The sequence below is a fragment of the Vibrio sp. STUT-A11 genome (assembly GCF_026000435.1).
Taxonomy (GTDB): Bacteria; Pseudomonadota; Gammaproteobacteria; order Enterobacterales; family Vibrionaceae; genus Vibrio.
Window position 1 is genome coordinate 2,481,072 of record NZ_AP026763.1, and the last position, 14,659, is coordinate 2,495,730.

Genomic DNA, 14,659 nt, shown 5'->3' on the forward strand with positions numbered 1-14,659 from the left:
ATGAATGGCGGACAAATTGGTAATGTAGATTTAGTAAAACAGCTTAACAGCGCTGCGGTATACAGGCTGATAGATCAGCAAGGTCCTATCTCCCGTATCCAAGTCGCGGATGTTAGCCAGCTGGCTCCCGCGAGTGTTACCAAAATAACCCGCCAACTATTAGAGCGTGGCCTAATTAAAGAAGTCGCGCAGCAAGCTTCTACTGGTGGTCGTCGAGCTATCTCGCTGACCACAGAAGTAGAACCTTTTCATTCGGTCGCCGTTCGTCTAGGACGTGACTACATTCAGTTCTGCTTGTACGACTTAGGTGGTACAGCACTTGCTGAAGACCAACATGAACTCCACTACACCAACCAGGAAGACTTGATTGCTGGTTTAATTGATTTATTGAAAAGTTTCTTTAATCGCAACCAAGACAAAATTGATCAATTAATCGCCATTGGTATTACCCTACCTGGCTTGGTCAACCCTTCCACCGGCGTGGTTGAGTACATGCCAAATACAGATGTTGATAACCTCGCTCTTGGTGAAATCGTCAGTGAGAAGTTTAATACCGCTTGTTTCGTTGGTAACGATGTTCGCGGAATGGCTTTAGCTGAACACTACTTTGGTGCAAGCCAAGATTGCCAAGACTCCATTCTGGTCAGTGTCCACCGCGGTACGGGTGCCGGTATCATTGTTAATGGCCAGGTATTTCTTGGCTTTAACCGTAACGTGGGTGAGATTGGCCATATCCAAATTGATCCACTCGGTGAACAGTGCCAATGTGGTAACTTCGGTTGTTTAGAAACGGTGGCGGCGAACCCAGCCATCATACACCGTGTAAAGCAGCTAATCGCGCAAGGTTACGAATCCAGCCTGACTGAGCTTGAAAACATCACCATTCAGGATGTATGTGCTCACGCAGTGAATGGTGATGAACTTGCAAAACAAAGTTTAGTTCGTGTTGGTAATCAGCTAGGTAAAGCGATTGCTATCACTATCAACTTATTTAACCCACAGAAAATTGTTATCGCTGGTGACATTACTGCCGCTCAAGAAATTGTATTCCCGGCAATTCAGCGTAACGTTGAAAACCAGTCGCTAAAAACTTTCCATAACGATCTTCCTATTGTCGCCTCGCAAATTGACAAACAACCGACCATGGGGGCATTCGCCATGATCAAGCGCGCAATGTTAAACGGCGTTTTGTTACAAAAGTTATTGGAAGACTAAGCATATTTCATCAATTGAGTTACAATCTCGGGCTGTGCTTGCACAGCCCGTTTTTGCATATCAGGAAACTCAACCCAATTACTGCATTTAGCCTTGCTCTAAGCGATTTTTCCTGCGCAATTACCTGACATTAACTTACTGGCATGGGTACTATTTATCAGCATGGAAATCATTCTAATAACAACGGCATTTTTGGCTGGCTTCGTTGCCCTAAAGTGCACCCTTCCTCCTCTCGTTGGCTTCTTACTCGCAGGGTTTGGACTGCACGCATTTGGCTATCAAAGCAACGAAGTGATCGTTGATCTCGCCGATCTCGGCGTGACGCTGTTGTTATTTACGATCGGCCTAAAGCTCGATGTCAAAACGCTGTTATCAAAAGAAATATGGGGAGGTGCAACAGCACATAATATCCTCTCGACAGCGGTATTCACCATCGCACTCATAGGTTTAAAGCTACTCGGCCTAACCTCTCTGTCAGGCATGGACGTGGGCCAGATTGTTCTGTTGGCCTTTGCTTTATCATTTTCAAGTACTGTTTTTGCCGTCAAAACGCTACAAGAAAAAGGGGAAATGAGCGCGACATATGGGACTATCGCGATCGGCATCCTAGTCATGCAGGACATATTTGCCGTTGTATTTCTGACCGCTTCTACTGGTAAAATCCCTGAATGGTACGCCATAGCACTGTTTGGCCTTCCTCTACTTCGACCAGTTTTTTATAAATTGCTGGACAAAGTTGGCCATGGTGAGATGTTAGTATTATTCGGCATATTCTTCGCGCTTGTCGTCGGTGCAGGTTTATTTGAGCTCGTAGGTATGAAGCCAGATCTTGGTGCGCTTATTCTGGGCATGTTATTGGCAGGTCACCGCAAAGCCTCTGAGCTTTCGAAATCCCTGTTTAATATGAAAGAGCTTTTCTTAGTCTGTTTCTTTTTAAATATTGGCTTATCAGCATCGCTGAGTTTCAGCGGAATCGCATTGGCTATTTTATTCATCCTCTTACTGCCGATTAAAGGCTTGCTGTACTTTTTAACCATTAACTATTTTAACTTTCGGGTCCGCACATCGTTACTCGCATCATTATCTCTGTTTAACTACAGCGAGTTTGGCCTAATAGTTGGTGGTCTTGCGTATAAAATGGGCTGGATGCCAAGTGACATGCTTGTTGCAATCGCTGTTGCAGTATCACTATCATTTATTATCTCTGCGCCACTCAACCGCCTAAGTAATAAAATTTATCAACATTCAGGTAAGTGGCTACAAGAGACAGCTGCGGAGAAACTTAACCAACGCGACCAACTGATCAACCCGGGGCATGCCCAAGTTCTCATCCTTGGTATGGGCCGAATAGGGACGGGCGCTTATGATGAATTATGCTCTCGCTACGGGAAGATTTCGCTTGGAGTGGAAGTTCGCGAGGACGCCGCCGTTAAGCATCGAGCCGAAGGACGTAATGTCATTTCCGGTGACGCTACTGACCCAGACTTTTGGGAACGCATCCTCGATACAGGACATGTCCAACTGGTGCTATTGGCCATGCCCCATCACCAAGGAAATCAAACCGCATTGGAACAACTGCAGCGCCGACACTATAAAGGTCAGATAGCCGCGATTGCAGAGTACCCAGACCAACTTGACGGCCTACTTGAAAATGGCGTGCATGCGGCGTTCAATATCTATAATGAAGCTGGTAGTGGTTTTGCACGACATGTTTGTCAGCAACTGGAACCCAAATTTACCCCAATAAAGTAAGCACTCATGTGAATAACCAACAAAGCCTTCATTGAAAAAGAAGGCTTTTTTTGTCTTCTTTTTATACCAAACCTTGATCTTATCCACCAAATCACAAGAATATTTAGAAATTATTCACCCACAAGGGTCTTTTATCATTTTTTTAATCACAAAGCGTTGCTTTTTTTACTCAAACTGGCAAATTGAAGCCATACCGATTAGATATTGTTTAGTTTAAAAAGGAAGTTGTATGTGTTCAGTATTTGGCATTTTAGACATTAAAAGTGACGCAGCAGCGTTACGCCCTATCGCATTAGAAATGTCGAAAAAGCTTCGTCACCGAGGCCCAGACTGGTCTGGTATCTACTCTTCAGATAGAGCAATTCTGACTCATGAGCGCTTGGCCATTGTCGGCCTGAATAGCGGAGCGCAACCATTATACAGCCCTGATAAAAAGCTAATCCTTGCGGTAAACGGCGAAATCTATAACCACAAAGAGATCCGTGCACGCTACGAAGGCAAGTACGAATTTCAAACTGATTCTGATTGTGAAGTTATTCTTGCTCTATACCAAGATATGGGTGCAGACCTTCTTGAAGAACTAAACGGTATTTTCGCTTTCGTTCTTTACGATGAAGAGAAAGATGAATACTTAGTTGGTCGCGACCACATTGGTATTATCCCTCTTTACCAAGGTCATGATGAGCACGGTAACTACTACGTTGCTTCTGAGATGAAAGCGCTGGTACCTGTATGTAAAACAGTGAGCGAATTCCCTCCAGGTAGCTACTTAAGTTCTAAAGACGCAGAGCCACAACGCTACTACGTACGTGATTGGAACGAATATGCAGCAGTTCAAGGCAACACGACGAGCAAAGAAGAGCTAACCGAAGCACTTGAAGCCGCGGTAAAACGCCAACTAATGACTGACGTACCATACGGTGTGCTTTTATCAGGTGGTTTGGATTCTTCTATCACCTCTGCAGTCGCTAAACGTTTTGCAGCAATGCGTATCGAAGATGATGAAAAGTCAGCCGCTTGGTGGCCACAATTGCACTCATTTGCGGTTGGCCTTGAAGGCGCACCAGACTTAAAAGCAGCACGCGAAGTTGCTGAGCAAATCGGTACTGTGCACCATGAAATGACTTACACCATTCAAGAAGGTCTTGATGCGATTCGTGATGTGATTTACCACATTGAAACGTATGACGTAACGACAATCCGAGCTTCAACACCGATGTTCCTAATGGGACGTAAAATCAAAGCGATGGGCATCAAAATGGTACTGTCAGGTGAAGGAGCAGATGAAATCTTTGGTGGCTACCTGTACTTCCACAAAGCACCAAACGCGCAAGAGTTCCATGAAGAAACCGTGCGTAAACTGCTTGCTCTGAACATGTTTGACTGTGCTCGTGCAAACAAATCACTTGCAGCATGGGGTGTTGAAGGCCGTGTACCTTTCTTAGACAAAGAGTTTATTGACGTTGCAATGCGTCTGAACCCAGCCGACAAAATGTGTGGCAACGGTAAAATGGAAAAACACATCCTACGTGAGTGTTTTGAACATTACTTACCAGAATCAATCGCTTGGCGCCAGAAAGAGCAGTTCTCTGACGGTGTAGGTTACAGCTGGATTGATACGTTGAAAGAAGTAGCAGAACAGAAAGTAACCGAACAACAAATGGAAACGGCTAAATTCCGCTTCCCTTACAACACGCCAACCACTAAAGAAGGTTATGTGTACCGTGAAATCTTTGAAGAACTGTTCCCACTGCCATCAGCAGCGGAATGTGTTCCGGGTGGCCCATCTGTCGCTTGTTCTTCAGCAAAAGCAATTGAATGGGATGAGTCATTCCAAAACTGTGTAGACCCATCGGGCCGAGCAGTACAAGCCGTTCATAACGACGCTTACTAGCTTACTAATTGACACTAGTAAAAAGCAAAAGGGCTGGATTAATAATCCAGCCCTTTTTTATTTTAATTTCAGTAGGTTATTTCAAGTCTAAATCGTTATTGTCAATACTGACTGGTACACGCTTGGTAATCATCTGCACCAACATGATTGAACGTTTCTCTCCATCTTGCTCCTGGAAAATCGCATCAATACCAGCAAACTGACCACTTTTGACCCGAACCTGATCACCGCGTTTAGGCATGCCTTCACAGGCCACTTTTTCATGGACACATTTTTCTATTTGCTTCAGCTCAAAAACCAAATCCGCCTGAATTTCTTTTGGTTGTGCGCCAAAACGGACAAAATCAATAACGCCGCGGGTGGAGCGAACGGATGTAAAGTTCGGCCCTTCCTCGTAATCAAAATGAGCGAACACATAAGATGGAAATAGTGGCTCTTCGACTTTTTGTCTTTTACCACGTAATATTTTCTCGACTTCGATGGTAGGATAAAAGCACTCCACCCCTTGATTTTCTAGGTGCTGCTTCGCCCTAACCTGCTCGCCTCGTTTACAATAAAGTAGATACCAACGTTTCATTTTTTACTAGCCAATTATCTTTTTCCAGCATCCTAGCATTAAGCCAAAGATGAGTCATGAGCAATTCATTCATCTACATAATTATAAATAAACACTACTCGCATAAATCAATTTTCTCTTTAACATTTGTATAAATATCGTGCTCGTCCAAAAATGGAAAATTAGTTTTACCCACAATCGTAACCGTTAATTGTTCCATAAATAAAATCAAAAACAGCAACTTATGAAGGCTAAGGTGTAATTGTACAAAATTTTTTGTTTGTTAATTGTTAAATTTAAAGGTATATATTTGCCTCGGAAAAATGTAACAACTATTACTAAAAGATCCTATGACAAACCAACATCAATATTTTGGCCACCCACGTGGCTTGTTTTTACTTTTCGGCACAGAACTGTGGGAACGTTTTTCTTACTATGCTATGCGTGCCATTCTCGTTCTTTACCTCACAGATACCACAATGAATGGAGGGCTGGGCTGGTCAACGAAAGATGCACTAGATCTTTACGGCATCTATACCGGCCTTGTTTACATCACCCCATTGATTGGTGGTTACCTGGCTGATAACTACTTAGGCCAACGCCGATCTATTTTACTTGGTGGTGCTTTGATGGCTATTGGTCAATTTACTTTGGCGCTGCCGGCAGATGCGCTGGGTCTTGGTTCTCTTCACACATTTTACTTAGGTCTTGCACTTTTAATCGCAGGTAACGGCCTGTTTAAGCCTAACATATCTACTATGGTTGGTGACCTATACAACGAAGGTGACAATCGTCGTGATGGCGCATTCACCATCTTCTACATGGGTATCAACCTTGGCGCTCTGCTCGCTGGTGTTGTTTCAGGTTCTGTGACCAACTCATTCGGCTGGAAGGCTGGCTTTGTTGCAGCGGGTATCGGTATGCTTATGAGCCTTGTGATGCAAATGACTTTAGCGCAATCATGGCTAGGTGACATCGGCCGAGAGCCAGCTGCAAAACGTGCGTTAGCGAATCAGAAGTCGACTAAGAAGCAGCCTCTGACTAAAGAAGAAGTGGATCGCATTAAAGTGATTCTGGTAATGAGTCTTTTCACCATCGTATTCTGGGCAGGTTTTGAGCAAGCAGGTGGCCTGATGAATATCTATACCCAGCAATACACTGACCGTATGATCGGTAGTTTCGAAGTTCCTGCTGCCTGGTTCCAGTCACTTAACCCTTTCTTTATCATTACACTAGCACCTGTACTTGCGGTACTGTGGGTCAAACTTGGTAAACGCGAGCCAAACTCACCAGTGAAATTTGCAATGGCGATGTTTTTCCTCGCACTAGGCTTCCTATGTATGGTTGGTGCTGTACTTGAACAAGGCGGTGATACCACGGTTAAGACTTCAATGCTGTGGCTGGTTGGTGCTTTCTTCTTCCACACACTGGGTGAACTTTGTCTATCTCCGATCGGCTTGTCTCTGGTAACCAAGCTCGCACCGCTACGTTTAGCATCATTAATGATGGGTGCATGGTTTGGTTGTAATGCGATTGCGAATTACGTAGCCGGCTATGTGGGTTCTCACGTTGGTGAGCTAGGTGCGATGGCAATCTTTAGTGGTATTGCGGCAAGTGCAACGGTCAGTGGCCTGATTTTACTGCTGTTCTCTAACACGCTAGTGCGCTGGATGCACGGTGCTGAAAGTACAGCGAGTAATGCTGAACAAGTAGAAGAGCAACAAGTACAAGTTGCCTAGCACGTAATTAAACTGAAAAGGGTCGCACTTGCGACCCTTTTTGTTATGGCATGTTATAACACCGATTAAAGCTTACTACGCACCAACTCTGCCATCATCTCAATATGTCGATCATCATCATTGAGACACGGAATGTAATTAAACTGCTCCCCGCCTGCTTCTAAGAAAATGTGTTTGTTCTCTCCCGCGATTTCTTCTAACGTTTCCAAACAATCCGAAGAAAATGCTGGTGTCATGATATCAATCTTTTTAATACCCTTGGCAGGCAACGTTTCCAGAGTTTTATCTGTATAAGGTTTGAGCCATTCTTCACGTCCAAAACGGGACTGATAAGCCATCCCTATTTGCGTTTCCTTCAAACCAAGTGCCTTACCCAGTAAACGAGTGGTCGTTTCACAATGCTGAGGATAAATGTCACCGTTATCCGCAAATCGTTTCGGTATGCCGTGATAGGAACATAGCAGATACTCCCCTTGCCCATGCTCAGCCCAATACGCTCGTACGGATTGAGCCAAGGCATCAATGAACATTGGATGGTCGTGATAATCACGAATTAAGCTATATGCAGGGATGACTGGTAATTGCTTAAATGCTTTGGTTATCCCATCAGAAACCGCCGCCGTTGTCGTGCCCGAATACTGAGGATATAAAGGCAATACGATAACCTCATCAACACCTTGTGCCAGCAAGGCTTCAAAACCAGCATGTAAACTTGGATTTCCATAAGTCATGCCGAGTTCTACAGGCATATTTAATTGCTGAGCAAGTTTCTTAGCTTGGCGCTTTGAGTACACCATCAGAGGGGAGCCTTCTTCCATCCAGACGGACTCATATAGCTTTGCTACTTTTGGCGCACGTATAGGCAAAATAACCCCGTGCAAAATTGGACACCACAGCCATCGTGACATGTCGACCACGCGGTGATCATGAAGAAACTGGCTCAAGAAGCGCTTTACAGCAGGCGCAGTTGGTTCGTCAGGTGTACCCAAGTTAACCAGAAGCACACCTTGTTTTTTTATTGTTTGCATAGCGTCCCTTTGTTTCCAGCGTGTATCAATGCCAGCAATTTTAACCAGCAAGAGTAATAAGGTAATGACTGGAATTGGTATTACAAAAATGTATAAAAAAAGCGACCTTACGGTCGCTTAACTATAACAAAATTCTTAAAAATTTTGATAATAGGTATTACCTATTATGCTAATGCCTTCTCGATATCAGCACTTACTTCAGCAACTTGTTTAGTACCGTCAAATTTTAGATACTTCGTTTTACCCGCTTCAGCTTCTTTACCGTAGTAGTTGATAAGTGGTGCAGTTTGCTCATGGTAAACACCTAGACGTGCACGTACTGTTTCTTCTTTGTCGTCATCACGAACAACAAGATCTTCACCCGTTACGTCATCTTTACCTTCCACTTTAGGCGGGTTGTAAACAACGTGGTAAGTACGACCTGAAGGTAGGTGAGCACGACGACCCGCCATACGCTCAACGATCACATCGTCAGCAACGTCAAATTCGATAACGTAATCAACGTCAACGCCCATTTCTTTTAGACCATCAGCCTGAGGGATAGTGCGAGGGAAACCGTCTAGTAGGAAGCCTTTTGCGCAATCGTCTTGAGCGATACGTTCTTTGATAAGGCCAAGGATGATTTCATCAGAAACTAGCTGACCAGCGTCGATAACAGCTTTCGCTTGTTTACCAAGCTCTGTACCTGCTTTGATCGCCGCACGAAGCATATCACCAGTAGAGATTTGTGGAATACCGTATTTATCCATGATGAAGTTTGCTTGTGTGCCTTTACCTGCACCTGGAGCACCTAGAAGAATGATGCGCATGATTTATCCTCTTTAATATTTAAGATTTATACCGAAGCTCACAATAGCCTGCCTACTCCAGTTTCAAACTTAAGAGGCAATCGCAACGATAAGTTTCGGTATAACGTTAGGCGGCAAAAATACACGCCTTGAGACTGACATTCAAGTCACAGATTCTAACACAGGTTATGTGAGCAAAGAGTGAATTAAGACTAAAGAATGTTAACAACCGCATCTTTCTGTCGCTATTGACTATTAACTCAGCACCTGTAATGCAAATTTATGCGATAACAAACAAAAAGCTCGCTATATGCGAGCTTTTTAATGTCTATCGACTATTACACCTTAGTCAAAAGCTGGTTAATTGCGCCTAAGAACTGCGCAGGGTCTTCCATGGAGCCGCGTTCTGCCAGCATCGCTTGACCAAGCAGAACTTCAACCCAGCGACCAAATGCTTGTTCGTCCGCCTCGTCAGCCATACGCTTAACTAGCTCATGCTCCGGGTTGATTTCGAATATGTACTTCACTTCAGGTACCGCTTGACCAGCCGCCTCAAGAAGCTTAGCCATTTGTGTGCCCATTTCGTAATCATCCGTCACGACAACTGCAGGCGTTGAAGCCAGCTTAAAGGTTGTGCGAACTTCTTTTACGCGATCGCCCAGGTAAGTCTTAGTGCGTTCAACAACTGACTTAAACTCTTCCTCAGTCTCTTTCTGCTTTTCTTTCTCTGCTTCGTCTTCGAAGTTGCTCAGATCCAGACCGGCTTTCGTGATTGACTGGAACTGCTTACCGTCAAACTCAGTCAGGTAGTTCATCAACCACTCATCAATACGGTCGTACATCAGGATAACTTCGATGCCTTTGGCTTTGAACTGCTCTAGGTGAGGGCTGTTTTTCGCTGCCGCATAGCTGTCTGCTGTCAGGTAGTAGATCTTATCCTGACCTTCTTTCATGCGCTCAACGTAATCCGCCAGCGCAACGGTTTGCTCAGCAGAATCAACCTCAGTAGAGACAAAACGTAACAGACCAGCGATCTTCTCTTTGTTTGTGAGGTCTTCAGCCGGGCCTTCTTTTAGTACAAGACCGAACTCTTTCCAGAATGACAGATATTTCTCTGAATCATTCTTCGCCATGCGCTCTAGCATAGTCAGCACACGTTTGGTACAGGCGTTACGCAGAGATTGAGTCACTTTGTTGTCTTGCAGGATCTCACGCGATACGTTCAACGGTAGATCGTTTGAATCTATCAAACCACGTACAAAACGCAGGTAAGACGGCATAAACTGCTCAGCGTCATCCATGATGAATACACGTTGAACGTACAGTTTCAGGCCAGACTTATGGTCACGGTTCATCATGTCCCATGGTGCTTTAGATGGGATGTACAGTAGGCTGGTGTAGTCGTTTTTACCTTCTACACGGTTATGACTCCAGGTGAGTGGATCCGCGAAGTCATGCGAAACATGCTTGTAGAGCTCTTGATATTCTTCTTCTGAGATATCGGATTTATTGCGAGTCCACAGTGCTTGAGCTTTGTTGATTTGTTCCCACTTTCTCTCGCCTGTTTCGTTACCTTCTTCATCACGTACCGCAGTTTGGATAGAAACCGGGATACCGATATGATCAGAGTACTTACTGATCACTTCACGTAGGCGCCATTCGCTTAAGAACTCTTTACCTTCTTCACGCATGTGCAGAATGATGTCAGTGCCGCGTGAGTCTTTTACGATGTTTTCAATCGTGTACTCACCTTCGCCCGCAGAGTGCCATTGCACGGCCTCTTCTGCTGCAACACCTGCAGCGCGAGTACGTACAGTAACGGCATCCGCCACGATAAATGCGGAGTAGAAGCCGACACCAAACTGTCCAATCAATTGAGAGTCTTTGCTTTGATCTTCAGACAGTTTTGAGAAGAAGTCTGCCGTGCCAGATTTTGCGATAGTACCCAGATGCTCGATCACATCATCACGGCTCATACCGATACCATTATCAGAAATCGTTAAGGTATTTGCGCCCTCATCAAATGACAGTTTTACGCCAAGGTCCGCGTTACCCTGATACAAGTCTGGGTTGGATAACGCCTGAAAACGCAATTTGTCTGATGCATCTGATGCGTTAGAAATCAGCTCACGCAAAAAGATCTCTTTGTTGGAATAAAGAGAATGGATCATTAAATGCAGTAGTTGTTTTACTTCTGATTGAAAACCACGAGTTTCTTTATTTTGAGATACTGTTTCGCTCATGTTTGCTCCATAACATCTAAACTAACAAACCACCTCAGGGAGAAAAGTAGACACCTCAACTCCATGAAATAGTGTTTCTAATATGTCATGTAACATGTGGCTGACAAATGTAAATTCAAGGTCAATCCAACTAAAAACAGTGTTTTTTTACAAAAATTTAATTATCCTACCCTGCTAAAAGCATCTAAAACGTCGTGCATATCCGACACGCATAGCATAAATTTGTGATATAAATCACCTTAATTTCAACATCATCCATCTAAGAAGAACTAAATGACTAGCATTGGCACCAAATTTCTACTTGCTCAAAGGTTTACTTTTGACCCAAATAGTAATTCGCTCGCTGACCAACAAAACGGCAACGACGTTGTACGTTTAGGAAGCAATGAAAGCCGCATTCTCCTGATGTTGGCAGAAAGACCCAACGAAGTGTTAACTCGTCACGAACTCCATGAGTTTGTCTGGCGTGAACAAGGTTTTGAGGTGGATGACTCAAGCCTTACTCAAGCGATCTCAACCCTGCGTAAGATGTTGAAGGACTCAACAAAATCACCAGAGTTTGTAAAAACCGTACCGAAACGTGGCTACCAATTGATTTGTTCTGTAGAACGCCTAAATCCGCTTTCCTCTGTTGTTAACTCAGACACTGAAGAGCTAGCTTCAGACGATGAGTCAGACAAAGAAATAAGTACGATTATCTCTGATGATCAGCCACCAGCGGAACCTATCTCCGAAACAAAAGTAGATAACGAACTCCTCAGCGTACAACCTCAGGTTAAGCCTGAAAAGAGACCGAATACACCGAATGCGTGGTTACCTCGCCTAATTTTATTGGTAGCCATACTGTTTCCGATTGGCGTACTGTTATTCACTAACCCCGCGGAGTCTCAGTTCCGCCAGGTAGACGTGTATCAAAATGTCCCCGTACTAACACCGGTGAATCACCCGCAAATCAATGACTGGCTGCCTTCGATCAAGCAATGTGTAGAACGCTATGTAGAACATCATAAAATGGGCTCTTTGCCTGTTGAAGTCATTGCAACTGGTGGCCAGAACAATCAGCTGGTATTGAACTATATCCATGATATTGAACACTCGTATGAGAATGTGACGCTACGTATTGTTTCCGGTCAAAGCGACCCAACCGATATCTGTAAATAAGGGAGGCCATTATGAAGATAAAATTTGCATCTGCGGTTTTGGCCGTATCCATCCTTTTCAGTAGTTGGTTATACTGGGGGAGTGACCTCAAAGTTGAACAAGTTCTGACTGCGAACGAATGGCAATCCGCTATGGTGACGCTCATCGCAGATAAGATGCCGAATGATACGGTAGGGCCTTTGCGTAGGGTCAATGTGGAATCCAACGTGAAATACCTGCCAAATGGCGAGTACATTCGTGTGGCGAACATTAAGCTGTTTGCCCAAGGCTCTACGGCGGAGTCGACCATCAATATATCAGAGAAAGGCCGCTGGGAAGTCAGCGATAATTACCTGCTCGTTACGCCTTCTGAGTTCAAAGACATTTCGTCTTCTCAGTCGAGAGACTTCTCTGAAGAACAGCTTCGCTTAATCACCCAAATTTTCAGGCTTGATGCCGAGCAAAGCCGCCGTATTGACGTAGTTAACGAGAAAACACTGTTATTAACTAGCCTGAATCACGGTTCTACGGTACTGTTTAGAAACTGATTTTCTGATTAAAGGGGGCGAAATGTCCCCTTTGTTGTGCACATGGATTGGCTAGATACCCTCACGCTCTTTTTGGGCTCTCTTATCGCAAACACGTTAGCGTCACTTTCCGGTGGTGGTGCGGGATTATTGCAATTCCCCTTACTCATTTTTTAGGTTTACCCTTTTCTGTCGCACTTGGTACTCATAAAGTCGCTTCCGTTGCCTTAGGTTTAGGTGCTGCCAGCACGCATTTAAAAACCGGTACGATAAAACTCCCTGTAGCGCTATATCTGATTCTGGTCGGCAGTATTGGAGTCATTATTGGCGCCAATATCATCGTGCATATCCCTGATGGTATTGCTGAGAAAATGTTAGGTGCCATGATCCTTGCCCTAGGTATTTATTCACGGCTTAAGAAGCAATTGGGGCAATCCGAGGTGATGATGCATCGCGATCGAACCGGCTGGATCCTTGGTGGTATTGGCATCATGTTGATTGGGATCATTAATGGCTCACTCACTGCTGGTTCTGGCCTGCTCGTGACGCTGTTTTTAGTTCGCTGGTTTGGCTTTGATTATAAACAGGCTGTCGCTTACACCATGATCTGTGTTGGGTTGTTCTGGAATGGAATAGGAGGCGTAGCGGTCGTTCAGGCTGGCGCACCAATTCACTGGGCATGGTTACCTGTATTACTATTGAGTTCCTTTCTGGGAGGAAGCTTAGGAGCGTGGGCAGCCACCCGATATAGCAACCGCGTGATTAAAATCGCGTTTGAAATTCTCACCTTTGCCGTTGGGTTTAAGCTGCTGGTTTAATATCAAGCGTAGCCATTAACGGGCTATTCTAGTTAAAAGGAAAACAAAATGGAAAAAGCGGTTATTAATATCTACTACTGTCGTCAGTGTAATTGGATGTTACGTTCAACCTGGCTTTCGCAAGAGCTGCTGCATACGTTCAGCGAAGAAATTGAATCCGTTACCTTGCATCCTGATACCGGTGGTCGATTCGAAATATTCTGTAATGGTCAGCAAATCTGGGAGCGTAAGAAAGATGGCGGTTTTCCGGAGGCAAAGGTCTTGAAACAGAAGGTCAGAGACATTATTGCACCAGACAGAGATTTAGGACATTCGGATACAAAGTAAGGGAGTGTTGCACTCCCTATCATAGTTAACTAAAGAATCTCCAACTGACTACAAACACTATATCTCTGTCTGAGCCAACACTTCGCCTTCTGGCGTTTGTACTGTTAGTGTCTTTCCATCCAACAAGCCGTAACTTCGTGGTAAGTCATTGCGCGGAAACGTCATAGAACCGGGATTGAAGATAGTAACGCCATCTTGTAACTCAGCGACAGGTATGTGAGTGTGACCATGGGCGAACACATCCCCTTGTTTTAATTCAGGCCGATTACCACTGTTGTATAAATGGCCATGGGTTAAAAACAAGCGCTGGCCAGATTCAAGTAGCACCCAGGCATAGTCCATCATCATCGGAAAGGTTAATAGCATCTGATCCACTTCACTATCACAGTTACCTCGTACTGCAATAATCTGTTTGCTGTATTGATTTAAAAGATCAGCCACTTGTGCTGGGTTATACCCTTCCGGTATTGGATTTCTCGGCCCATGGTAGAGAATATCGCCTAGCAGAACCAAATGTTCCGCGCCAGACGCAAAAAACAGGTCGATGGTTTCTCTCGTCGCAGGTAAAGAACCATGCAAATCTGAGGCAAAAAATAGTTTCACAGCATTATCTCCTCATAAAAACAGAGGCT

At 44.5% G+C, this 14,659-nt stretch carries 12 protein-coding genes and 1 pseudogene; 8 read left to right on the forward strand and 5 right to left on the reverse strand.

Features of this window, described 5'->3' with window-relative positions:
• The 3 genes from OO774_RS11565 (at window position 1) to asnB (ending at window position 4,861) form a co-directional block, all read left to right on the forward strand.
• Complete coding sequence (locus OO774_RS11565; RefSeq protein WP_264902717.1) at window positions 1–1,215, forward strand: ROK family transcriptional regulator; 1,215 nt, start codon at window positions 1–3, stop codon at window positions 1,213–1,215.
• A gap of 162 nt (window positions 1,216–1,377) precedes the next feature.
• A complete protein-coding gene (locus tag OO774_RS11570) occupies window positions 1,378–2,967 on the forward strand; it encodes a cation:proton antiporter family protein (protein WP_264902718.1) in 1,590 nt (529 codons plus the stop codon).
• Between the two features lie 229 nt (window positions 2,968–3,196).
• Entirely contained in the window at window positions 3,197–4,861 is a 1,665-nt protein-coding gene (asnB, locus tag OO774_RS11575) for an asparagine synthase B (protein ID WP_264902719.1), read from the forward strand.
• Window positions 4,862–4,937: 76 nt separating this feature from the next.
• Here the strand turns inward: asnB and rfaH are convergent, their stop codons facing one another.
• Window positions 4,938–5,438 (reverse strand): transcription/translation regulatory transformer protein RfaH, encoded by a 501-nt coding sequence (gene rfaH, locus OO774_RS11580; protein ID WP_264902720.1) that lies wholly within the window; start codon window positions 5,436–5,438, stop codon window positions 4,938–4,940.
• A gap of 329 nt (window positions 5,439–5,767) precedes the next feature.
• Here rfaH and OO774_RS11585 point away from each other — a divergent pair, with 329 nt between their 5' ends.
• Window positions 5,768–7,156, forward strand: a complete 1,389-nt coding sequence (locus OO774_RS11585) for a peptide MFS transporter (RefSeq protein ID WP_264902721.1) — start codon at window positions 5,768–5,770, stop codon at window positions 7,154–7,156.
• A gap of 65 nt (window positions 7,157–7,221) precedes the next feature.
• Here OO774_RS11585 and hemH read toward each other — a convergent pair whose 3' ends face one another.
• The 3 genes from hemH to htpG form a co-directional block, all read right to left on the reverse strand.
• Entirely contained in the window at window positions 7,222–8,184 is a 963-nt protein-coding gene (gene hemH / locus OO774_RS11590) for a ferrochelatase (RefSeq protein WP_264902722.1), read from the reverse strand.
• A 164-nt stretch (window positions 8,185–8,348) separates the two neighbouring features.
• On the reverse strand, window positions 8,349–8,993 hold the full coding sequence (adk, locus tag OO774_RS11595) for an adenylate kinase (protein ID WP_264902723.1): 645 nt from the start codon (window positions 8,991–8,993) through the stop codon (window positions 8,349–8,351).
• 317 nt (window positions 8,994–9,310) lie between these two features.
• Complete coding sequence (gene htpG / locus OO774_RS11600) at window positions 9,311–11,215, reverse strand: molecular chaperone HtpG (protein WP_264902725.1); 1,905 nt, start codon at window positions 11,213–11,215, stop codon at window positions 9,311–9,313.
• A gap of 273 nt (window positions 11,216–11,488) precedes the next feature.
• Between htpG and OO774_RS11605 the strand changes: the two genes are divergently transcribed.
• From OO774_RS11605 to OO774_RS11620, 4 genes and pseudogenes are all read left to right on the forward strand, one after another.
• Complete coding sequence (locus tag OO774_RS11605; protein WP_264902727.1) at window positions 11,489–12,376, forward strand: transcriptional regulator; 888 nt, start codon at window positions 11,489–11,491, stop codon at window positions 12,374–12,376.
• 11 nt (window positions 12,377–12,387) lie between these two features.
• Window positions 12,388–12,903: a regulatory protein ToxS gene (locus OO774_RS11610; protein WP_264902729.1), complete on the forward strand. Its 516-nt coding sequence runs from the start codon at window positions 12,388–12,390 to the stop codon at window positions 12,901–12,903.
• Between the two features lie 42 nt (window positions 12,904–12,945).
• Window positions 12,946–13,700, forward strand: a pseudogene (locus tag OO774_RS11615) (sulfite exporter TauE/SafE family protein).
• Window positions 13,701–13,748: 48 nt separating this feature from the next.
• Entirely contained in the window at window positions 13,749–14,027 is a 279-nt protein-coding gene (locus OO774_RS11620; protein WP_020333362.1) for a SelT/SelW/SelH family protein, read from the forward strand.
• 57 nt (window positions 14,028–14,084) lie between these two features.
• Here the strand turns inward: OO774_RS11620 and yfcE are convergent, their stop codons facing one another.
• Window positions 14,085–14,630 (reverse strand): phosphodiesterase, encoded by a 546-nt coding sequence (gene yfcE / locus OO774_RS11625; RefSeq protein ID WP_264902732.1) that lies wholly within the window; start codon window positions 14,628–14,630, stop codon window positions 14,085–14,087.
• Window positions 14,631–14,659: the final 29 nt, after the last annotated feature.